Source organism: Umezawaea endophytica (genome assembly GCF_025061645.1).
GTDB lineage: Bacteria > Actinomycetota > Actinomycetes > Mycobacteriales > Pseudonocardiaceae > Umezawaea > Umezawaea endophytica.
Genome location: NZ_JANYMP010000020.1, coordinates 22404 through 44214 on the forward strand (window position 1 = coordinate 22404; position 21811 = coordinate 44214).

The following is a 21811-nucleotide window of genomic DNA, read 5'->3' on the forward strand; positions in this document are numbered from 1 at the left end:
CCTAATGCGGGTACTCCGCAGGCCGGTTCTGGAAGGCCAGGATCGCCGGGTTGAGGATGACGCCGTCGCGGATCTCGATCGCTCGCCGGACGGTCTCGTCGGCGTCCCACGACGCGGGCCCCTCGAGCACCGTGCGCAGGTGCGGCAGCAGGGCCTCGCTGATCTCCCAGCTCGCCGAGTTCCACAGGTGCGACGGGCTGTGGTCGACGGCGTAGTAGGTGACCTGGTCGCCCACCACGAACGTCGGCGCGGCGAACGTCGTCGGCCTGGCCCAGCTGAAACCCATGCCCTCGTCGCACGAGACGTCGACGATCAACGTGCCCGGCGCGAGGGTGGGGAGGTCGTCCTCGATCAGGAACGTGAGCGGCGCGGCGGTGTCCTGGAGGACGCAGTTCACGATGATGTCGTGCCCGGCGAGGAACTCGGCGAGCGGCACGCGGCCGTCGCGGGTGTCCGCGTTGCTGCGGCGGGGGTCCTCGTCGTCGTGGTCGAACTGCACCATGACCGCCGAGTGGATCGGTGAGCCGACGGCGGCGACGTCGCGGTTGGTGAGGACGTGCACGTCGTGCACGCCGAGCGCGTTCAACGCCGTGACCGCGCCGCGGGCGGTGGCGCCGAAGCCGATGACGACCGCGCGCAGCCGCCTGCCGTAGTCGCCGGTCGAGCCGACCTGCTCCAGCGCGTGCAGGACCGAGGAGTAGCCCGCCAGTTCGTTGTTCTTGTGGAACACGTGCAGGCTGAACGCGCCTTCGCTCGTCCAGTGGTTCATCGCCTCGAACGCGATCAGCGTCAGCCGCCGGTCGATGGCCGCCTGGGTCAGCTTCTCGTCCTGCACGCAGTGCGGCCAGCCCCACAACACCTGCCCGGTGCGCAATCCGGCCACGTCCTGCGGCAGCGGCTTCGCCAGCAGCACGACGTCGCACTCGGCGACCAGCTCCGCGCGGGTGCGCAGGCCCGCGACCTGCGCCGCCAGCCGCTCGTCCGACACGCCGAAGCGCTCGCCGTAGCCGTGCTCCAGGTAGATCCGAGCCAGCAGGTCGGCGTCGATCCGGTCGAGGTGCAGCGGGTGGATCGGCAGTCTCCGCTCGTGCTCCTTGCTCGAACGAGCAACCACCCCGACGGTGAGCAGGTCCACCTGAAGCCCCATTCCACGTGCTTTCACGCCGTCACCGCATGGCTGTTGACCAGCTAGTGACCGGCGCTCCCGACCGTACCCCGTGTGCGGGCGGCACACCGGTCGGCGAGATGGCCCGGCGGACGCGGAAGGCGTCCGCCGGGCCATCCGGACTAGCAGCGGCCGAGGTCCTCCCACTGGGCGGTCAGGCCCGGCTCGGACCCCTGGGTCCACCAGCGGGCGCGCCACAGCCGCTGGTTGTGCGTGGCGCGCGCGTTCTCCAGGTAGACGCTCTCCCACTTCCACGCGGACACGCCCGCGCAGCCGACCGGCGTACCGGGCGTGGTGGTCGTCGTCGTGGTCGTGGTCGTGGTGGTCGTCGTCGTCGTCGTGGGCGGCGTGCCACCGCACTCACCCACGAGGTCGTCGACGAACCGCACACCGGTCGACCGGTAGTTCGCCGCGTTCGCGACGGCCACGGCGGGCGAGAGCACCTGGTTCTTCGCGTAGTAGACCCAGTCGGCCTGCTCCAGGTACGTGGCCAGACCGCCGTTGTGGGTCGCGAGGTCGATGAACCAGTGGTTGAAGTTCAGCGACATCGCCTGGCGCGGGTACACGTCGAACGGACCGCTGCGGTCGTGGTCCGCCACCAGCGTGCCGTCGATGTAGTACTTCACGTGGCCGTCGGCGACCGTCGCGACCACGTTGTGCCAGCCGTCCACACTGGACCGCTGGCTGTTGCTCTTGTTCTTCGACACCCACGGTTCGAGCTGGTAGGTGTGCCAGCTCGTCTGGTAGTTGATCGGCCCGGCCTCACCCCATCCGCCGTTGGGCAGGTACTCGGAGAAGTCCAGCTCGCTGTACAGCGGGTCGTTGTCGTAGCGCAGCGGGCTGATCGTGAAGAACGTCTGGTTCACGTGGTCGCCGTCCGGCCCGCTCACCGGCGCGTCGGAGAACCGGATGCGGCTGGCGTACGTGCCTTCGAGGAACCGGCGTTCCCCTTGCAGGACCTCGGTGTGCTTGGTGCCCGCCGCGGTGCCGTCGGTCGACGACGCCAACTGGAGCACCTTGTCACCGTTCACCGTGGGGAACGTGACGTTCTCCGGCGCCCACGTCGCGCCCGGCACGCCGGGGCCGCCCGCGTTCGACCGGACCTGCCAGCCGTGCTGGCCCAGCGTCCCGTCGGTGTGCGAGGAGTAGTTGAAGTCGTCGAACAGGACGCCGCACCCCGCCGCCGCGGCCGGAGCCGCCGCGCCGCTCGCGCCCCCGGCGGTGATCAGGGAACCGACCACCACGGCCGCCGCCAGTGCCGCTCCCGCGACCCGGACCTTCGTCGCGCGCCCCATCAGGCACGCTGCCAGAGGGCGGGGGTGGCCGAGGGCTCCCACGAGACGATGGACGTGTGCTGCTGGAGGCAGCGGTAGGTCGCGCCGTCGTAGGTGACCTGGGCACCGACCGGGTAGAAGGTGTTCGGCGCCCACGTGCCGCTCGCGGGCGGCTGCTGCGTGGTCGTCGTCGGCGGCGGTGGGCTGGTCGTGCAGCTACCCGACCCGAGGTCGTCCTTGAACCGCACGCCGCTCGACCGGAACGACGCCGCGTTCGCGACGGCCGTCGACGGCGACAGCACCTGGTCCTTGGCGTAGTAGACCCAGTCGACCTGCTGGAGGTACGTCGCCGTGCCGCCGCTGTGGCCCGCCGTGTCGATGAACCACTGGTTGAAGTTCAGCGACATCGCCTGGCGCGGGTACACGTCGAACGGACCGCTGCGGTCGTGGTCCGCCACCAGCGCGCCGTCGATGTAGTACTTCACGTGCCCGGCCGAGACCGTGGACACGACCGTGTGCCAGCCGTTGATGCTGCGCCGCTGGCTGGCGCTCTTGTTCTCCGCGTACCAGGGTTCCGGCGTGTAGGTGTGCCAGCTCGTCTGGAAGTTGACCGGGCCGGTCTCACCCCACCCGCCGTTCGGCAGGTACTCGGAGAAGTCCAGCTCGCTGTAGATCGGGTCGTTGTTGTAGCGCAGCGGGCTGATCGTGAAGAAGGTCTGGTTCACGTGGTCGCCGTCAGGCCCGCTGGACGGGGCGTCGGAGAACCGGATCCGGCTGGCGTAGGTGCCTTCGAGGAACCGCCTGGCGCCCTGGTAGATCTCGGTCTGCGTCGTGCCCGCGCCGGTCCCGTTGGTGGACGACGCGAGCTGGAGCACCTTGTCGCCGTCGGACGTCGGGAACGAGATGCCCTCCGGCGCCCACCTGGCTCCGGGCACGCCTGGACCACCGGCGTTCGCCCGGACCTGCCAGCCGTGCGAGCCGAGGGCGCCATCGGTGTGCGACGCGTAGTTGAAGTCGTCGAACAGCGCGCCGCACGCGGCGGCGGTGACGTCACTGGCCTCCACGGGGGCGCCGGACGCGGTGGAGACGCCCACCGCGACCATCGACAGTGCTGACACGGCCGCTGCTGCGGCCGTGGTGAAACGAGTTCTGCTGGATCGCGACATGAGCGTCCGCTCTCTCGGGTGGGGATGGGGAGAACCGCGGCGACCGGTGACCTGTTGCAGTTTTACCAGTGGTCCAGCAACAGATCCCCCATCAGCAAAGTGGTCTACCTCACAGGTAAAGTCAAGAGGTCTAGACCGATTATCTGCCAGCGGTTCTGAGGGTTCGATCAACACCCGAGAGGTAATACCACTGGTCACTTTCCGACCGGCTGAACAGGGTCACCAGTTGCTACGATGCAGAGGGCGCAACGGGAGGGAGCCAGCGGTGCGGCGAACAGAGGTGCGGGAGCGTCTGCGCGAGCTCATCCAACAGCGGCGGCCGGGCGAGGTCATGCCGTCCGAACGCGCGCTGAGCGAGGAGTTCGGCGTCTCCCGCCCCACGCTGCGCGCGGCCATGGACGACCTCGCCAGGGATGGCCTGCTGGTCCGCGAACACGGCCGGGGCACCTTCACCGGCACCAGGAAGATCAGCCAGGAGCTCACGCCCACCACCCCCGGCGAACTCGCCGTCCCCCCGGCGGAGGGCACCTGGTTCAGCAAGGTCGTCGAGTTCCGGGTCGAACCGGCGGGCGCGCGGCTCGGCAGGCGCCTGGAGGTCTCGCCGAGCCACGAACTCCTCGCCGTCACCAGGGTGAGGATCGTGGAGAACGCCCCGATGGCGATCGAGCGCATCCTCCTCCCGCACGACCTGGTCCCCGGCATCAACCCGGAGGACTTCGAGTCCGGCTCCCTCTACGAGCTGCTCAGGATGCGGTACGAGATCGTCGCCACGACCGCGGTGCAGATCACCGAGCCCACGGTCACCGACCCGGAGGAGGCGGCACTCCTCGGCGTCCCCCAGTACGCGCCAGCGCTGCTGTTCGAACGCACGACCAGGGACGCCACCGAGCGCGTCTTCGAGTACACCAGGTCCATCTACCGCGGCGACCGCTACCGCATCACGTCCCACTTGCGCTTCGACCGCACGTCGGGCTGACCGGCGGGCGTGACCACGCCGTCGTAGAGCCGCAGCACCACCGAGACGGTCACGTCCCAGCCGGGGCGCATGAGCTTCGGCTTGTCCCAGCACAGCGCCGAGCCGATGCCGCGGTACTGGGAGACGCGCACGAACCACGGGTCGCTCGGGCCGGACAGCACCGCCGTCCACGGGGCGACGGGGTCGGCGACCACGACGGCCAGCCAGTCCGCGACGACGCCGTTCAGGTCGTCCGCGCCGCGGCCGTCCGGGGTGATCACCCGCACGAGCGTCGGGTCGACGTCCGGCAGCCGCCAGAACCACCCGCCGTAGCCCGCGCCCGGCCGTCCGAGGCTGCCGGGGCTGTTCAGCACCACCTCGGAGTCCGCGGACAGCACGCTGGTCCACGACAGCTCCCAGCCACCCGACACGACCCGCCTGCGGATCTCACGGCGTTCGCGCAGCAGCACCACGCCGAACGAGTCGCACCACTCGACGGTCCCGTCCTCGGCCTGGCGCACCTGCCCCAGCTCGCCCTCGACGTAACCCCGGCCGCGCCGGTAGCTCCGACCGCCCCACAGGTTCACGCCGTCGACGTCGGGCAGCGCCAGCCCGATGCCCCGGTGCCACGGGTGGTCGGCCGGGTGCTCGCCGGTGACGACCGTGCCGCCGAGCGTCCGGACCGGGTGCAGCGCGGGCCTGGACACGACGGCGGGCGGCACGACGGCTTCCCGGCCGTACTCCGCCGCGCGGCCGAGCACCGACCACGGCGCCCCCAGTTCGGCGAAGGTCCGGAGCTGGTCGGCCGCCCGGACCACCGTGTCGTCGATCCCGTGCACCACCATCCGACTCCCCTTCCGCCGCAACCACTTCCGCGCGATCTGCACCGGTTCCGCCGCCGTGCGCACGGCTTCCAGCACGCGCATGAACCCGCCGCACGCCGCCAGCGGCGACTGGAGCGGCACCGAGGGGTCCCCGAGGTGCGCCACCAGGTTCCGCAACGGGGAGACGTGGTCGAACAACTCGTCGACGCCGTCGAGCACCAGCCGGTCGCGCGTGTAGTGCAGTTCCGCGCGCTTGAGGCTGCCGTGGACGACGAGCACGGGCTCCTGCTCGACGTCCGCGCACAGCGTCACGGCGACGACCACGGTGGTGCCGTTGCCGGTCCGCAGCCGCAGGCAGGAGGTGTCGTCGGCCTCGATGTCGTGCGCGCGCAGCAGTTCCAGCTCGATCGACGAGACGTCGTCGCTGCCGTCGACGGCCAGCGCGGTCGCGATGGCGTGCGCGTACGGGTTCGTGAGCGCCCCGTCCACCACGGGTTCGCCGTCGAGCGTGCGCCGCCCGGCCCACGGCGCGCGGGTGTAGTAGGCGTCATCGCGCGACCAGGCGCCACGCACGCCGATGCCCGCCACCTCACCGAGTTCGCCGGTCCGCACCAGGTCGGCGAGCCGCCGCACCGCGCCGGACCCGAGGCTCTGGAATCCGACCTGGCAGGCGACGCCCGACGTCAGGTCGACGAGTTCCCGCCACTGCCGCAGCGTCGGCGTCGGCGGCTTCTCCAGCAGGAGGTGCGCGCCGGAAGCCAGGACGTGCCGGGCGAGCGGCAGGTGCGTGTGCATCGGCGTGGACACGACACCGATGTCCGGCCGGGTCTCGGCCAGCAGTCGCGGCAGGTCGGGGCTCACCGGGCGGCGGCCGACCAGCCGCAGGCCCTCGGCGTCCAGCGGGGCGACCTCGCAGACCCCGGCGAACCGGACCTCCCCCGCGGCCTCCAGCTCGACGATCTCCCGCAGGTAGCTCCGCCCGTACCCGGACGCGCCGACGAGGACGACGGCCGGTGGCCCGTCGAGCCGTCCCATCCCGCCCACCTCGCTCAACCGGTTCCGCCAAGCTAAGCGCCGATCCGACCAGCAGTCAAGAGACCAGATGGAAACCGCTTACCAGCTTGTGGCGCAACAGTATCCACCCTTGCGATCAAGGCCTTCCGAGGTCCATCGTTACCGCGGCCGACACCGGGAGGAACCGTGGGTCCCCACCGCAGGAGCAGGTACGCCGCGGCGCTGGCCGCAGTTCTCGTGCTCACCGCCCCGCCGATCACCGCGTCCACCGGGCGCCACCACGGCGGTTGGGAGAGGCTCGACCGCGGTCTGGTCGCCGCCCGAACGGCCCAGGGCGTGCACCTGAGCTGGCGGCTGCTCCGCGAGGAGACCACGGGCTGGACCGCGACCGGCCTGGCGGGCCCCGACTTCGCGGTGTACCGGGACGGGCGGCGGATCGCCACCGTCACCGACAGCACCGCCTACCTCGACGCGTCACCCGGCGAGCGCTACCAGGTCGCCGCCGTGGTGCGCGGCCGGGAGGCCCGGCGGAGCGACCCGGTCACGCCGTGGGCCACGTCCCACCTCGACCTGCCGCTGCGCAGGCCGGCGGACGGCGTGACCCCGGCGGGCGAGAGCTACACCTACTCCGCCAACGACGTCAGCGTCGGCGACGTGGACGGCGACGGGCGGTACGAGTACGTGGTCAAGTGGGACCCGTCCAACAGCAAGGACGTCTCCCAGGTCGGCTACACCGGGCCGGTCTACCTCGACACCTACCGGCTCGACGGCACGCTACTGCACCGGGTCGACCTCGGGGTGAACATCCGGGCGGGCGCGCACTACACCCAGTTCCTCGTGCACGACTTCGACGGCGACGGCCGGGCCGAGATGATGGTCAAGACGGCGCCGGGGACGAAGGTCGTCGGCCGCGACGGCCGGGAGCGGCACATCACCATGCCGCGCGAGGACGTGCTCGCGGGCCACACCCACCAGGACGACTACCGCGTCGACGCCGAGGGCTACCGCAGGCACCTGGTCGAGGTGTTCCGGGGCTGGGACCGGCACCCCGAGGTCGTGGCCGGGCACTGGCCCGCGACGCTGGAGCAGGCGCTGGGCCTCGCGCCCCGGTACGCCTACCCGCTGTCGGAGGCGGACGCCGCCGCGCTGGTGGACCACTTCGTCGACGTCTACGCGCCCGGCCGCAGCGCCAACAACAGGCTGCGGAACTTCGCCGGGTTCATCCTGAGCGGACCCGAGTACCTGACCGTCTTCGACGGCGCCACTGGCCGGGAGCTCCAGACCGTCCGGTACAAGCCGGGCCGGACGGACGACGGCCTCCTCTGGGGCGACTACGCGATGAACCGGATCGAGCCCGGCAACCGCGTCGACAGGTTCCTCTCCGGCGTCGCCCACCTCGACGGGAAGCACCCGTCGGCGATCTTCGCCCGCGGCTACTACACCCGGTCCACCGTGATCGCCTACGACTGGGACGGCAGGCGGCTGGAGCAGCGGTGGTACGCCGACAGCGGCTGGGTGCCGATGTCCAACCCCTTCAACGACTCCCCGCACGGCCGGGACGGCACCGATCCGCGCTGGGCCACCCTGACCACCCAGGGCGCGCACTCGCTCGGCGTGGCCGACGTGGACGGCGACGGCAGGCAGGAGGTCGTCTACGGCGCGGCGACCCTCGACGACGACGGCAGCCTCCGGTACAGCTCCACCGGGATCCTGCCGCCCGGCAGCGCCGACCCCGGCGCGCGCAAGCGACTCGGTCACGGCGACGCCCTGCACGTGACCGACATCGACCCGAACCGGCCCGGCCTGGAGATCTACATGGTCCACGAGGGCGGCCCGGTCGCGCCGTACGGCTACGGCCTGCGCGACGCGGCGACGGGTGAGGTGCTCTACGGCGGCTACTCGGGCGTGGACACCGGGCGGGGCATGGTCGGCGACGTCCGGCCGGACGTGCCGGGCCTGGAGACGTGGGCGTCGCTGCCGGGCGGGTCCGGCGCGGTCGGGGTGTGGAGCGCCGACGGCAGGCTGCTGGAGAACCGCTCCCCCGGAACGAACATGAGCATCCGCTGGGCCGGGGACCTCACCACGCAGATCGTCGGCGGGGCGCTCGACGCGACCCCGACGATCGAGGACTGGCGGCGCGGCACGCTGCTCACGGCGGACGGGACGCGGACCAACAACGGCACCAAGGGAACGCCGTCGCTGGTCGCCGACGTCTTCGGCGACTGGCGGGAGGAACTGCTGGTGCGCACGGTGGACAGCTCGGCGCTGCGGTTCTACACGAGCACGGAACCCACCAACCACAAGATGTACGCGCTCACGCAGGACCGGCAGTACCGCGTCGAGGTCGCCCGGCAGCAGACCACCTACAACCAGCCCTCGTACCCCGGCTTCTACCTGGCCTCCGACACCGACTGGGCCGAGGTCCCGAGGCGCTGACCCCCGAGTCCTTCCGCCGCCCCCACCGGAGGAGGAACCGCTTGAGGACCAAGCTCGCACTGCTCGTGGCGCTCGCCGCGAGCCTCGTCACCGCGCCCGATGCCGCGGCCGCGACCACGGTGTCGCCCACCGATCCCAACATCAGGTACGCCGGACGGTGGAACACCAGTGCTCCCAGCGCCTACGTCTCCGAGTGGGCAGGCGCGTACGTCACCGTCGGCTTCACCGGCACCACGGTGAAGCTCAGGCAGCGCAACGCGATCGACCTCTTCGCCGCCATCGACGGCGGGCCTTTCACGGCGTACGCCAACAGGAGCGGGACGGTCGACCTCACGCCGACACCGCTGGCCGCGGGCAACCACACGCTGCGCGTCTCCTACCGCCCGATCGCCGGATCCTACAAGGGCGACGCGGTGTTCCAGGGGGTCGTCCTGGACACCGGCGCGCGGACGTTCGCCCCCGCCGTGCCGTCGAAGACCGTCGAGTTCGTCGGCGACTCCATCACCGTCGGCCAACTCTCGTCCCGGCAGGCGCTCACCGCGTACGGCTGGCTGGTCGGCGAGCGGCTGGGCGCGCGGCACACGCAGATCGCGGTGGGCGGCGCGTGCCTGTCCCCGTCGACGGACGGGTGCCTGAACATGAGGGACGGGTTCCTGCGCACGGGGCTGGCGGAGTCCGCGCCGCCGTGGGACTTCTCCCGCTACCGGGCGGACGCGGTGGTCGTGAACCTGGGCACCAACGACGTCGGGCACGGCGTGACGGGACCGCAGTTCCAGAGCGCCTACGTGACCCTGCTGCGCCGGGCCAGGGAGAAGTACCCGACCGCGGCCCTGTTCGCACTCGGGACCTTCCGCAAGCGCTACCTCGCCGAGACGCAGGCCGCGGTGAAGACCCTCACCGACGGCGGCGACGCGAACGTCTCGTTCGTCGACACGACGGGCTGGGTCGTCGAGGCCACCGACACCGTCGACAACGTGCACCCGAACGACACCGGGCACCGCAAGATCGCCGACCGGCTCGCGCCGATCGTCTCCGCGCGGCTCGGCGGCTGACGGCGCGACGGGGCCGCCACCACCTCGTCGTGGTGGCGGCCCGGTCCGCCGCTAGGGAGTGGCGAAGCTGGGGTGCGGCGGCTGGTTGTACGCGGTGTTCTGCCAGGCGATGGCGAGCCGGTACTGCCGGTCCTGCATGAGCGACGCGCGCTTGATGGTCGTCGTGTCGGTGGTGGAGTAGATCCGCAGCGCCTTGTTGTCCGACGTGCGCCAGACGACCTCCTCGCGCCAGTCGCCGAGGATGTCGGCGGACAGGGCGGGCGTGGACTTGGTGCCGTTGTTCGACGCGACGCCGGAGCCCGTGAGCAGGCGGGTGTCGCCGGACGTGCCGTACTTGTCGATCGTGGTGCCGTTCAGCAGCTCCCGCTGGGCGTCGCCGTCCCACCAGATCACGAAGTTCGCCGAACCGGGCTTGCGGCTGTTGACCTGCGCCCCGGTGGTGGCGCTGCGCAGCCCGCCGACCGCGGAGGACCACACCTCGGCACCGGCGTTGCCCGCCCAGACGTCCGCCGCCACGCCCCGACCGTTGTCGCAGCCGCACGACGCGGCGCTCCAGATGATCTGCCCGGTCCGGGCGTCACCGATCCAGTCGGCCGGGTCGCTGCCCGACTCCGACGGCTTGTAGACCTCAAGGCCGGACCTGGACGGGATGAAGTCGCCCACGTGCAGGGCGTCGCCGTGGTGCGTGTTGTTCTGCCACAGCCCGTAACCGTTGTCGTCGACGGCCATCGAGCCGTACATGATCTCGTCACGGCCGTCGCCGTCCACGTCCGCGACGGAGAGCTGGTGGTTGCCCTTGCCGGTCCACTGGGACCCGTTGGTGGACGACGAGGAGTCGAACGTCCACCGCCGGGTCAGCGCGCCGCCGCGGAAGTCCCACGCCACCACCGTGCTGCGGGTGTAGTAGCCGCGCGCCATGATGATGCTCGGCGACGAACCGTCCACATAGGCCGTTCCGGCGAGGAAGCGGTCGACGCGGTTGCCGTAGCTGTCGCCCCACCCGGAGACGGTGCCGCGCGCGACCACGAAGTTCTCGGTGTCCAGCACGGCGCCGTCGGTACCGCGGAACACGGACAGGAACTCCGGGCCGGTCAGGACGTAGCCGGAGGAGTTGCGGTAGTCGGCGGACGAGCTGCCGATCACCTGGCCGGTGCCCGACCGCGTGCCGTCGGCGGTCTTCGTGACCACCTCGGCCCTGCCGTCGCCGTCGTAGTCGAACACCTGGAACTGGGTGTAGTGGGCGCCCGCGCGGATGTTGCGGCCGAGGTCGATCCGCCACAGCCTGGTGCCGTTGAGCTTGTACGCGTCGAGGTAGACGTTGCCCGTGTAACCCGACTGCGAGTTGTCCTTGGCGTTGGTGGGGTCCCACTTCAGGACGATCTCGTACGAGCCGTCGCCGTCCAGGTCTCCCACGGAGGCGTCGTTCGCGGTGTAGGTGTAGGCCTCGCCGCTGGGCGTGGTGCCGCCCGGCGGGATCTGGAGCGGGACGTCCTGGCTGGTCGCCGCCGCCGTCACCTCGTCGGCGCTCGCGGAGGGCTGCTCCGCGCCGTCGACCACCGACCGCACGGAGTACCTCGCGCCGGGCGGCGCTCCCACGTCCAGGTAGCTCGTCGCGGTGGTGACCGGCGTGGTGGTGACCAGCGTCCCGTCGCGGTAGACGTTGAACGCCGAGTCGGCCGAGTCGGTCCGGAGTTGCCGCCAGGACACGAAGTTGCCGTCGTCGGTGGCGGACCGGAGGCTGATCAGCCCCCTGTCGAGGCGTTCCGTCGTGCCGGTGGGCGCGGGCTCCGCGTGCGCCTGCGCCGCGACGCCGCCCACCGCCGAGGCGCAGGACGCGACCAGCGCGAGCGCGAGCAGGTGTCGTCGGGCCGGACCCGCCTTGGTGCCGAACAGTCTCATCGTGCCGCTCCGATTCTCCGCACAGGCTTTCGATTTCCACGACAATGCGAAACCGACGAGGGCGAAAGACCTCGCCTTGCATGACCCCGGCAGCGGTCGCGCTCGTTCGCGCCGTCACCCGGAGAACCGGGCGGACGATCACTGGAAAGCGCTTTCCAGATCGTCAACATAGGGGTAACGCCGGAGGTCGTCAACAGGACCGGCCCGCTTCGAACGCCGTTCGACGCCCCGTTCGACGAATTCGACGATCCGCCGCCGCTCTTTCCTTGCCACAGAGGAAAAGGCGGCATTGACGGTGGCGTAACACCCTCGTAGCCTTCCCGGCACTGCCGCTGCGAACCGTGTCCTGCCAAGACGATTGCGACCGGAGGCGTCACCGTGGTCGAGTTGAAACGATTCAGGGCACTCGTCACCTCGGTGGCCGCGCTGCTGCTGGCCGTCACGGTCACCTCCTGCGGCGGCTCCTCGGGCGGAGGCGGCGAGGAGGAGACGGGCCCGGTCACCCTGCGGTTCTCCTGGTGGGGCAACGCGGAGCGCGCGGGCCTGATGCAGCAGGCACTCGACCTGTTCCACAGCAAGAACCCCACCATCACCGTCACGCCGAGCTTCCAGGAGTTCGAGGCCTACTGGCAGAAGATCGCCACCGAGACCGCGGGCGGGAACGCGCCGGACGTCCTCCAGACGGACTTCGCCTACCTGAGGGAGTACGCCGACCGCCGCGTCCTCTACGACCTGAAGAAGCAGGAGGGCAAGAACCTCGACCTCGGCGACCTCGTCGACGGGCTCAAGGGGGTGGGCGAGATCAAGGGCGGCCTCTACGGCGTGCCCGTGGGCGGCAACACCTGGGGCTTCGTCTACAACCCCGCGCTCTACGCCCAGGCGGGCGTGCCGGAACCGAAGCTCGGCTGGACCTGGGACGACTACCGCGCGGGCGCCAAGCAGATCACCGAGAAGACCGGCGTGTTCGGCAGTTCCAACCCCATCGACACCTACTACAACCTGGAGCTGCGGCTGCGGCAGGAGGGCGGCTCGCTCTACACCGAGGAGGGCGGGCTCGGCTTCGACCGCGCGCGCTTGGCCGCGTTCCTGGCCGAGGGCAAAAAGATGGCCGACGACAAGGCCGCGCTGCCCGTCGAGAAGGGCGTGCAGATCAAGCCGAAGCACGCGCTGGAGTCGGACCTCGTGGCGGGCTCGCCCGCGTGGGACAACTTCCTCGACCGCTACTCCAAGGCCACCAAGGCGGAGCTGAAGATCGCCCCGTCCCCGAGCGACAACCCGCAGGTGTTGGGGCAGTACCTCAAACCGGCCCTGCTGCTGAGCGTGTCGCAGAAGTCCGAACACCCCGCCGCGGCGGCGAAGCTGGTGTCGTTCATGATCAACGACCCGGAGGTCGGCAAGATCTTCGGCGCCAACCGGGGCCTCCCGCCGACCAACGCCCAGCGCTCGGCGGCCCAGCTCACCGGCCCGCTGGCCGCCGTGGCCGCCTACGAGGACGGCATCAAGGACAAGCTCGGCAAGACCCCGCCCGCACCGCCCAAGGGCGCGGGCTCGCTGGAGCAGGCGTTCATCCGCATCAACGAGGAACTGCTGTACGGCCGGATCACGGTGGACCAGGCGGTCGACCAGTTCTTCACCGAGGCCGACGAAACGCTCGGCAACTGACGATGGCGACGGTCACCCCGGTCCGCCCCGTCGACGCCACACCTCCCGGAGCGCCGGGCCCCCGCGGGGCGAGGCGGCGCTCCGGCGACGGCATCACCGGGTACTTCTTCCTGTCGCCGTGGATGCTCGGCATCCTGCTGCTGACGCTCGGCCCGATGGCGACCTCGCTGTACCTCTCCTTCACCGACTACGACCTGTTCGACACCCCGCGGTGGATCGGCCTGGACAACTACGCGCGGATGTTCCAGGACCAGCGCTGGCTCAGGTCGGTCCAGGTGACCGCCCTGTACGTGGTGCTCGCGGTGCCGGTCAAGCTGGCCGTCGCGCTCGCCGTGGCGCTGCTGCTCAACAGCGAGCGCAAGGGGCAGGGCCTGTACCGGGCGGCGTTCTACGGGCCTTCGCTGATCGGCGGGAGCGTGAGCGTCGCGATCGTGTGGAAGGCGATGTTCAGCGACGACGCCGCCGTGGACCAGGTCCTGCGGGTGTTCGGCGTCCACACCGGCGGCTGGTCGGGCAACCCGGACTTCTCCCTGCTGATGCTCGTGCTGCTGGCCACGTGGCAGCTCGGGGCGCCGATGGTGATCTTCCTGGCCGGGCTCAAGCAGGTGCCGAGGGAGCTGTACGAGGCGGCCGAGGTCGACGGGGCCGGGCGGTGGCGCCGGTTCGCGTCGATCACGCTGCCGATGATCTCGCCGGTGGTGTTCTTCAACCTGCTGATGGAGACCATCAACTCGTTCCAGGTGTTCACGTCCGCCTACGTCGTCGGCGGACCGAACGGACAGCCCGCGGGCACGACGCTGTTCTACACCGTCTACCTGTTCGACCGGGGCTTCGGCGACTACCGCATGGGGTACGCGTCCGCGATGGCCTGGATGCTGCTGCTGGGCGTCGGTCTGGTCACCGCGTTCCTGTTCCGCTCCGCGCGCGGCTGGGTCCACTACTCCGGGGAGAAGGCGTGAAGCGCGTGGCCTGGCACGTGGGCGTGCTGCTCCTGCTCGCCGTCGTGCTGTACCCGCTGGTGTGGGTCGCGGCCGCCACGTTCAAGCCGTCAGACGAGATCGTGGGCAGTCTGCGGCTGCTGCCGCTCGACCCCACGGTGGAGAACTACGAACGGGCCGTCGAGGGCGTCGGCGGGGTCGGGATCGGCCGGTACTTCCTCAACTCCGGGCTGCTGGCCGTGCTGTCCGTGGTCGGCACCGTGGCGTCATCGGCGCTGGCCGCCTTCGCGTTCGCCAGGCTGCGCTTCCGGGGCCGTTCGGCGATGTTCGCCGTCATGATCTCCACGCTGCTGCTGCCGTTCCACGTGCTGATCATCCCGCAGTACGTCGTGTTCCAGCGCCTCGACCTCGTCGACACCTACGTGCCGCTGCTGATCGGCAAGTTCCTGGCGTCGGAGGCGTTCTTCGTCTTCCTCATCGTCCAGTTCATCAGGACGATCCCGCTCGAACTGGACGAGTCGGCGAAGATCGACGGCGCCGGGCCGTGGCGGATCTTCTGGAACATCGTGCTGCCGCTGGCGAGACCCGCGCTGATCACCACGGCGATCTTCACGTTCATCTGGACGTGGAACGACTTCTTCGGCCCGCTGATCTACCTCAGCACGCCGGACAAGTACCCGCTGCCGCTCGCGCTCCAGCTCTTCATCGACGAGGCCAGCGGCTCCGACTTCGGCGCGCTGATGGCGATGTCGCTGCTCGCGCTCGTCCCGGTGGTCCTGTTCTTCCTGTTCTTCCAGCGGTTCCTCGTCGAGGGCGTGTCGACCTCCGGGATCAAGGGGTGAGGCGCTTCCCGCTGTTCGCCGAGTGCCTGACGGCCGGTGTCCTGGTGGTGCTCGCCGCGCTCCCGCTGGTCACGCTGCTGCCCGCGCTCGCCGCGGGCTGCGCGCACGTCAAGGCGCACGTCGACGGCGAGACCACCGCACTCCGCGCCTTCTTCGACCGCGTGCGCGACGCGGCGCGCGGCGGCCTCGGCCCGTCCACCGGCGTGGTCGCGGGGTTCGGCGCGCTCGCCGCTGACGTGGCCGTGCTGCGGCGCGTGCCGCTGCCCGGTGGAGGCGTGGTGAGCGCGGTCTGCGCGGTGGCGGCCGTCGGGCTCGCGGTCGTCGTCCTGCGGGCGGCGGCGGACTGGTCGCCGGGCGAGCGCTGGACGGCGCTGCTGCGCTCGGCCGCCCGCCGGAGCGCGGCGGACCCGAGCGGCTCGCTGCTGCTCGTCGTGGCGCTCGGCGTGCTCGTCGTGGTCACCTGGCAGCTTCCGCCGCTGGTCGTGCCCATGCTCGGCTGCGTCCTGATGGCGGCGGTCGCCGTCGAACGCCGCCGCTCCCGGCTTCGGGATGCCGAACACCTCTGATCCAGAGGTTTGCGCGCCACCGTGCGGGGCACCTAAGAAGGCACGGTCCAGGCGACGGAGAGGTGCGGAGCGCGTGTCACTGCTGGCCGACCGCTACCGGCTGGGCCGGGTGCTGGGCAGCGGCGGCATGGGCGACGTGCACCGGGCCTGGGACACCAAGCTCGGCCGGTTCGTCGCCGTCAAGGTGTTCCGCGCCCGCCTGGACGCCGTGTCGACCCGCCGCTTCGACGGCGAGGCCCGCACGCTCGCGGCCCTGTCGCATCCCCGTCTGGTGTCGGTCTTCGACGCGGGAACGGACGGCGACGCGACGTTCCTGGTGCTGCAACTCGTGGACGGCCGGACCCTGCACAACCGGATCGGCGACGGCCCGCTGTCACCGGAGGAGGTGCGGACGCTCGGCGCCGAACTGGCCGACGCGCTCGCCTACGTGCACGCCAACGACGTGGTGCACCGCGACGTCAAGCCGTCGAACATCCTGCTCGACACCGACGGCGACGCCTACCTGGCCGACTTCGGCCTGGCCAGGCTGACCGGCTCGACGCGCCTCACCGGCACCGGCGAGATGATGGGCACCGCCGCCTACCTCGCCCCCGAACAGGTACGCGGCCGGGACCTAGGTCCGCCCGTGGACGTATACGCACTCGGCCTCGTGCTGCTGGAGTGCCTGACCGGCTACCGCGAGTACGAGGGCAGCGAGGTGGAGGCCGCGGTGGCGCGCCTGCACCGCCCACCCGACCTCCCCGCCGACCTCCCCCCGGACCTGGCCAGGCTGCTGACCAGGATGACCGCACTCACACCACGCCGCCGACCGACCGCCCAGCAGTGCGCCCAAGCACTCCGCGCCGGGACGGACGCGCCGACCGGTTCCCGAACCCGCAAGGCGATCCTGGCCACTACGGCCGCCGCGGCGGTGGGCCTGATCGGCGCCACGTGGGCCTTCACCGGCGACCACGAACACCCAACGTCCGACCCGATCCCGACCCGCTCGTCAACCGCACCCACCCCGACGACCAGCGCCGCCCAGGCCGTCACCGCCGAGTCCGAGCCCCCCGTCGGCGTCCCGGCCCCGGAGAACGCCTCGCCGGATCGCGCGATCGTTCCGACCGACACAGGGGCGCCGCCCACCGAGGACGACCCTGGCTCGACAAGGGGCAAGGACAAGCAGAACCCAGGTCAGGCGAAGAAGTCCGCCGAAGGCGCGACGAAGAAGAACGGCGGCTGATCGGCCGGTCACGCACTCCGGCCACCAGACCGCTGTTCGAGTGCTCGAATCGGTCTCAGGGCAAAGCCTGAGCGATGTGTGCCTGAACGCGCACCGTCCGCTGTGGTCTGTCTATTGCCAAAAAGATGCCCTTTAAGCGGTCAGACGCGCCGGTGGATTTTCGGAGAATCCTCCCGCGGAACGCAGGCCGTGACGGACGACGATCGAACGCGGCGACGATCGAACGGCACTCGACCTGCCCTGACCTCGGCCGGAGGCGCGTCCACGGCGCTTGGCCTGCCGACCTCCTGCGAACGCGAGCGCCGACGTCTCGCCACGGGCGGGATGGGATTCCGGCATCCACGTCCGCCATGCACCTGATCTACAGCGAGTTACGCACAGCTACCTCATCCCGATGCACAAGGAGTTGGCCGGAAACGAGCGTCACTCACCGATCAAAGCGAGGAAAGGCCACGAGCATGGAATCGACATGGCGGTTGGGGCTCAAGCCCGCGGGAAACGTCGCTTGGTCTGCCGGGAGCTCTGCCGCCGCGGTGCCGGAGCGGGACCCGTGCCCGCTGCCGCCCGACGATCGCCGACTCGATCCCACCGAGCAGGTGACAGCCGAGGTCGCGCTTCCCGCTCGGCGAGGTCGATCGGACCTGGCGGGGCCTCACGGCCAACTGGTGTACAGACTGGCCGTCGCCGTCGACATCGAGAACTACAGCAGGTTGGACACCCTGGACCAGTCGCTGATCCAAACCCGGTTGAGCGAGGTCCTCGACTTCGCGGCACGCCACGCGGGTCTGGCGCGAGACCGGTGGCACCGCCAACTCCGAGGCGATGGGGAACTCGCCGTGCTGCCACCGGACGTGGACGTGGCGTGGGTCGTCGCGGAGTTCACCGAGCAGCTCGTCACGGCTCTGGCCGACCTGAGGCGGGCCAACTCGACCGAGCCCGCCCTGCGGATCCGGGTAGCGATGCACCACGGAACGGTGGCGATGGGGCACTTCGGGCCCGCGGGCGACACCCCGGTGATCACCTGCCGCCTCCTGGACTCGGACAACGCGCGGAACGCGCTGACTGACGAGACCTCGACCGACCTGGTCCTCGTGGTCTCGGAACAGCTCTACCAGGAGGTCGTCGCGAGCCGGTTCTACGGCCTCGCCCCGGACCGGTTCCGACCTACCCTGGTGTCCGCCAAGGACAAGGACTACGCGGGCTACCTCTGCTCGGGCACCCCTCGAACGCCGGACCGACCGGACAACCGGGCGAGCAGGCCGTCCGGCAACGGCAACGGGAACGGGAACGGGAACGTCAGGAGGATGCGCGAGGCGGGTTGACCAGCGCATCGGTTCGGGGTGCGCACCCGCGCCTGCCGGAAGCGCGAATCGGCCCCCACGAGATCGGGCCGAGACCACGACGTTCGCAGGACCCGAGATAGGACGAAGCGCCGCCCCGCTCCCGGCGCCACGAGGAGCGGGCGGCACCAACCCGCGTCAGCCCGTCGCCCCCAACGGTCGGTGGCGGACCGAGAGTGCGGCCAGGCGGGCCTCGTGGCGGCGCATGTCGGCGAGGAAGCCCGGCCAGTCGTCACCGCCGGACCAGGCGTTGCCCGCTAGCGCACAGAGCCTCGGGAACGCGAGGTACTCGGCGTGGGACGGGTCGGGGACGAATTCCGTCCACAACTGGGCCTGGGTGCCGAGTACCAGCGCTGCCTCCTCCGGGGACCAGCCTGGTGGGGGGAGTTCCTGCGCGTAGACGTCCCGCAGGGTCACCACTCCCGCGGGCTGGCCCGCGAGTTCGTCCGCGGCGTCGGTCTGCGGGTAGTCGAGGTACGTCGAGCGCCACGGGGTCATGATCACGGGGTGGCCGTTGCGGGCTGCCTCCAGGCCGTGGACGGGGTCGCGCCAGACCATGACCGTGGTCTCCCGCGGCAGGGACGCGGCGCCGCCGCCCTCGTCCCAGCAGACCGGTGTGCGGCCGTTCTCCAGCAGGAAACCGCTGATCTCGCCGAGGAACCAGCCGTGCAGGGCGTCCGGGCCTGGCAGGCCCGCCGACCGGACGCGCTCCAACGCCAGCGGGCTGCGGCCCCACTCCGCCGTGGGGCACTCGTCGCCGCCGATGTGGACGTGCTGCGACGGGAAGACGTCCATGACCTCCTCCAGCACGGCCCGACAGAAGTCCATTGTGGACTCCTGCACGCCGAACACCTCCTCGGAGACGCCCCAGCTCGTCCACACGGGCAGGTGGCGGTCCGGGAAGTTGCCGAGCTGCGGGTACGCGGCGAGCGCGGCGCGGGCGTGGCCGGGCATCTCGATCTCGGGCATGACGGTGACACCGCGCTCGGCCGCGTAGGCGACCAGGCCGCGCAGTTCGGCGGTGGTGTACGCGCCGCCGTGCGGACTGGCGTCGAACCGGGTGCTGCCCGCCGGGCCGATCATGCTCTCGGCGCGCCAGCCGCCCACCTCGGTGAGCTTCGGGTAGCCGGGAACGGGCATGCGCCAGCCCTGGTCGTCGGTGAGGTGCAGGTGCAGGACCGTGAGCTTGTGCAGCGCCAGCAGGTCCACGAACCGGTGCAGGAACGCGATGGGCATGAAGTGCCGCGCCACGTCCAGCATCGCGCCGCGCCACGGGAACGCCGGGACGTCCTGGACCTCCAGGCACGGCAGGGCGATCGGCCCCGTCGGCTCCACCGGGAGGAGTTGGCGCAGCGACTGGACCCCGTGCAGCAGGCCCGCGGGGGCCGCCGCGCGCAGCCGGACCCCGCCCTGGTCGACGCGGAGTTCGTAGCCCTCGGCGCCGAGGTGGCCCAGCGCCGGGTTGACGGCCAGCACCACGTCGCCGTCCGGTGAGGGCGGTAGCGCGACGCCGTACGGCCTCAGGTAGCCGCGCAGGAGGTGGACCGCTTGCGCGGCACCGGATCCCGTGCGGACGGCGGTGGCGCCGCCGATCGTGAAGCTGCCGGGAAGCCGCACCAGTTGCTTCGGCGGGGGAACGATCACGCCTGCACTCTCCTCACCCTTTGACCGCACCCGCGGTGATACCGGAAGTGACCCGCCCCTGAAGGGCGAGGAAGACCAGGAGGACGGGAACCATGAACAGCGTGGAAGCGGCCATCGTGGCGCCCCAGTCGGTGCCGAACGTGTTGCTGAACGACGACAGCCACACCGGCAGCGTCCGGTCGTCGCGGTTCTTGATGATCAGCAGGTTGGCGAAGGCGAACTCGTTCCACGCCGTGATGAACCCGAACAGCGACGTAGACATCAGGCCGGGGGCCAGCAGCGGGAAGACGATGCGGCGGAACGCCTGGAAGCGCGTGCAGCCGTCGACCAGCGCGGCCTCCTCCAGGTCGACCGGGATCGCGCCGAGGAACCCGCGCAGGGTCACGATGGTGAACGGCAGCGTGATCATGAAGTAGATCAGCGTCAGCATGGACAGCTTGTCGAGCATGTCCGTGTCGCGGGCGATGACGTACATCGGGATCAGCAGCGCCTCCCACGGCGTCATCTGCGCGACGAACACCATCAGGATGAACGCCCGCCTGCCCTTCCACCTCATCCGCGCGACGGCGAACGCCGCCAGCAGCGCGACGGCCAGCGCGAGCAGGACGCCGCCGAGCGACACGACGAGGCTGTTGCGCCAGAACAACCAGAACCCGCTCGCCCGGACGGCCGTGGCGAAGTGGTCGAAGCTGACCGTGGTGGGCCAGAACGTCGGCGTCGGAGCCTGGATGTCCTTGGTGGGCTTGAACGCCGTCAGGACCATCCAGTACACCGGGAACACCGCGACGACGCACACGAGCAGCGCCGAGGCGGTCAGGGGGATCCTGCGCCACTTCACAGTTCCGCCTCCTGCTTGAACATCTGGCGGAAGTAGGCCAGCAGCACGACCACCAGCAGCAGCACCGTGATCATCGAGACGGCCGCGCCGAGGTCGTACTTGTTGAGCGACTGCGCGATCTGGAACGCGTACACCGGCAGCGTCGTGGTGGCGTCACCCGGCCCGCCCTGGCTGATGGCCCAGATCTGGACGAACGACTTGAACACCCAGATCACCTCCAGCGACAGGATCAGGCCGAACATGGGGCGCAGGATGGGGAACGTGATGGAGGTGAACAGCCGCCACGAGCCCGCGCCGTCGATCTTCGCTGACTCGTAGAGCTCCGACGGCACGGTCGTCATCGCGGAGTACAGCGACAGCGCGGCGAACGGCACCGACTGCCAGACGATGAGCGCGACGAGGATGCCGAACGTCGAACTGCCGTTCGCGAACCACGTGTAGTCCTGGAACTGCTCGAACCCGAGCTGGACCAGCACCCAGTTGACCACGCCGAGCCGCGACTGGAACAGCCACTGGAACACCGTGGTCGCGGCGATGATCGGCGTCGCCCAGGTCAGCACCAGGCAGCCCATCACCAGCAGCCGCAACCACTTCCCGAGCGCGGACAGCAGCAGCGCGACCAGCGTGGACAGCACCATGATGAGCACGACGTTGACCACCGTGAACAGCAGCGTGCGCCGGACGACGGCCCAGAACACCGGGTCCGCCAGCGCTTCCCGGTAGTTGTCCAGCCCGACGAAGGTCGCGCCGCCGCGGATCAGCTCGCCGAGCCGGAAGTGCTGCACCGAGATGACCAGGTTGCGCACCAGCGGGTACAGCAGCAGGTACGCCGACCCGAGCACGGTCGGGGCGATCAGCAGGTAGGGCCAGATCGACACCCGGCGCCGCCGCCTCGGGCGCTGAGGCGGCGGCGGTTCCGGGGTGGCGGTCGGCCGCGGGCCCGCGTCGCGGACCACGGGAGCGGTCGACACGTC

Annotated in this window: 17 protein-coding genes; 9 read left to right on the forward strand and 8 right to left on the reverse strand. The window is 70.7% G+C overall.

What is annotated here, in order from left to right; all coding sequences use genetic code 11:
• Position 1: 1 nt before the first annotated feature.
• From NZH93_RS33270 to NZH93_RS50915, 3 genes are all read right to left on the reverse strand, one after another.
• Positions 2 to 1162, reverse strand: a complete 1161-nt coding sequence (locus NZH93_RS33270; RefSeq protein WP_259627243.1) for a N(5)-(carboxyethyl)ornithine synthase — start codon at positions 1160 to 1162, stop codon at positions 2 to 4.
• Between the two features lie 125 nt (positions 1163 to 1287).
• On the reverse strand, positions 1288 to 2460 hold the full coding sequence (locus NZH93_RS33275) for a hypothetical protein (protein WP_259627244.1): 1173 nt from the start codon (positions 2458 to 2460) through the stop codon (positions 1288 to 1290).
• Positions 2460 to 3557, reverse strand: coding sequence for a carbohydrate-binding protein (locus tag NZH93_RS50915; protein WP_308214264.1), 1098 nt, complete (start codon positions 3555 to 3557; stop codon positions 2460 to 2462). The genes NZH93_RS33275 and NZH93_RS50915 overlap by 1 nt, the downstream gene beginning before the upstream one ends.
• A 313-nt stretch (positions 3558 to 3870) precedes the next feature.
• Between NZH93_RS50915 and NZH93_RS33285 the strand changes: the two genes are divergently transcribed.
• A complete protein-coding gene (locus tag NZH93_RS33285; RefSeq protein WP_259627245.1) occupies positions 3871 to 4581 on the forward strand; it encodes a GntR family transcriptional regulator in 711 nt (236 codons plus the stop codon).
• Here NZH93_RS33285 and NZH93_RS33290 read toward each other — a convergent pair.
• A complete protein-coding gene (locus tag NZH93_RS33290; protein ID WP_259627246.1) occupies positions 4536 to 6419 on the reverse strand; it encodes a DUF6807 family protein in 1884 nt (627 codons plus the stop codon). The genes NZH93_RS33285 and NZH93_RS33290 overlap by 46 nt on opposite strands.
• A 165-nt stretch (positions 6420 to 6584) precedes the next feature.
• Between NZH93_RS33290 and NZH93_RS33295 the strand changes: the two genes are divergently transcribed.
• Both NZH93_RS33295 and NZH93_RS33300 read left to right on the forward strand, forming a co-directional pair.
• Positions 6585 to 8834: a rhamnogalacturonan lyase gene (locus tag NZH93_RS33295; protein ID WP_259627247.1), complete on the forward strand. Its 2250-nt coding sequence runs from the start codon at positions 6585 to 6587 to the stop codon at positions 8832 to 8834.
• 41 nt (positions 8835 to 8875) lie between these two features.
• Positions 8876 to 9886 (forward strand): SGNH/GDSL hydrolase family protein, encoded by a 1011-nt coding sequence (locus tag NZH93_RS33300; protein ID WP_259627248.1) that lies wholly within the window; start codon positions 8876 to 8878, stop codon positions 9884 to 9886.
• A gap of 51 nt (positions 9887 to 9937) precedes the next feature.
• Here the strand turns inward: NZH93_RS33300 and NZH93_RS33305 are convergent, their stop codons facing one another.
• Entirely contained in the window at positions 9938 to 11785 is a 1848-nt protein-coding gene (locus tag NZH93_RS33305; protein ID WP_259627249.1) for a rhamnogalacturonan lyase, read from the reverse strand.
• A 387-nt stretch (positions 11786 to 12172) separates the two neighbouring features.
• Between NZH93_RS33305 and NZH93_RS33310 the strand changes: the two genes are divergently transcribed.
• The 6 genes from NZH93_RS33310 to NZH93_RS33335 all read left to right on the forward strand — a co-directional run bounded on the left by NZH93_RS33310 (position 12173) and on the right by NZH93_RS33335 (position 18337).
• Complete coding sequence (locus NZH93_RS33310; protein ID WP_259627250.1) at positions 12173 to 13447, forward strand: ABC transporter substrate-binding protein; 1275 nt, start codon at positions 12173 to 12175, stop codon at positions 13445 to 13447.
• A gap of 2 nt (positions 13448 to 13449) precedes the next feature.
• Entirely contained in the window at positions 13450 to 14406 is a 957-nt protein-coding gene (locus NZH93_RS33315) for a carbohydrate ABC transporter permease (protein WP_259627251.1), read from the forward strand.
• The gene (locus NZH93_RS33320; RefSeq protein ID WP_259627252.1) at positions 14403 to 15227 is read left to right on the forward strand and encodes a carbohydrate ABC transporter permease; all 825 of its coding nucleotides are present in this window, start codon (positions 14403 to 14405) and stop codon (positions 15225 to 15227) included. Before NZH93_RS33315 ends, NZH93_RS33320 begins: the two co-directional genes overlap by 4 nt.
• On the forward strand, positions 15224 to 15793 hold the full coding sequence (locus tag NZH93_RS33325; RefSeq protein ID WP_259627253.1) for a hypothetical protein: 570 nt from the start codon (positions 15224 to 15226) through the stop codon (positions 15791 to 15793). The genes NZH93_RS33320 and NZH93_RS33325 overlap by 4 nt, the downstream gene beginning before the upstream one ends.
• Positions 15794 to 15866: 73 nt before the next feature.
• Positions 15867 to 17015, forward strand: a complete 1149-nt coding sequence (locus tag NZH93_RS33330; RefSeq protein ID WP_259627254.1) for a serine/threonine-protein kinase — start codon at positions 15867 to 15869, stop codon at positions 17013 to 17015.
• A 665-nt stretch (positions 17016 to 17680) separates the two neighbouring features.
• The gene (locus NZH93_RS33335; RefSeq protein WP_259627255.1) at positions 17681 to 18337 is read left to right on the forward strand and encodes a nucleotidyl cyclase domain-containing protein; all 657 of its coding nucleotides are present in this window, start codon (positions 17681 to 17683) and stop codon (positions 18335 to 18337) included.
• 156 nt (positions 18338 to 18493) lie between these two features.
• Here the strand turns inward: NZH93_RS33335 and NZH93_RS33340 are convergent, their stop codons facing one another.
• Genes NZH93_RS33340 through NZH93_RS33350 form a run of 3 tightly spaced genes read right to left on the reverse strand, consistent with a single transcriptional unit; the run spans position 18494 to position 21808 of the window.
• A complete protein-coding gene (locus NZH93_RS33340) occupies positions 18494 to 19999 on the reverse strand; it encodes a beta-N-acetylhexosaminidase (protein ID WP_259627256.1) in 1506 nt (501 codons plus the stop codon).
• A gap of 13 nt (positions 20000 to 20012) precedes the next feature.
• Positions 20013 to 20837 (reverse strand): carbohydrate ABC transporter permease, encoded by an 825-nt coding sequence (locus tag NZH93_RS33345; RefSeq protein ID WP_259627257.1) that lies wholly within the window; start codon positions 20835 to 20837, stop codon positions 20013 to 20015.
• Positions 20834 to 21808 carry a carbohydrate ABC transporter permease gene (locus NZH93_RS33350; protein ID WP_259627258.1) on the reverse strand — a complete coding sequence of 325 codons (975 nt, stop codon included), beginning with the start codon at positions 21806 to 21808 and terminating at the stop codon, positions 20834 to 20836. The genes NZH93_RS33345 and NZH93_RS33350 overlap by 4 nt, the downstream gene beginning before the upstream one ends.
• Between the last annotated feature and the right edge of the window lie 3 nt (positions 21809 to 21811).

Excerpts from the sequence above, each read along its gene's own strand:
- NZH93_RS33275 (WP_259627244.1), bottom strand. The coding sequence starts at position 2,460 with ATGGGGCGCGCGACGAAGGTCCGGGTCGCGGGAGCGGCACTGGCGGCG.
- NZH93_RS33290 (WP_259627246.1), bottom strand. The coding sequence starts at position 6,419 with ATGGGACGGCTCGACGGGCCACCGGCCGTCGTCCTCGTCGGCGCGTCC.
- NZH93_RS33305 (WP_259627249.1), bottom strand. The coding sequence starts at position 11,785 with ATGAGACTGTTCGGCACCAAGGCGGGTCCGGCCCGACGACACCTGCTC.
- NZH93_RS33315 (WP_259627251.1), top strand. The coding sequence starts at position 13,450 with ATGGCGACGGTCACCCCGGTCCGCCCCGTCGACGCCACACCTCCCGGA.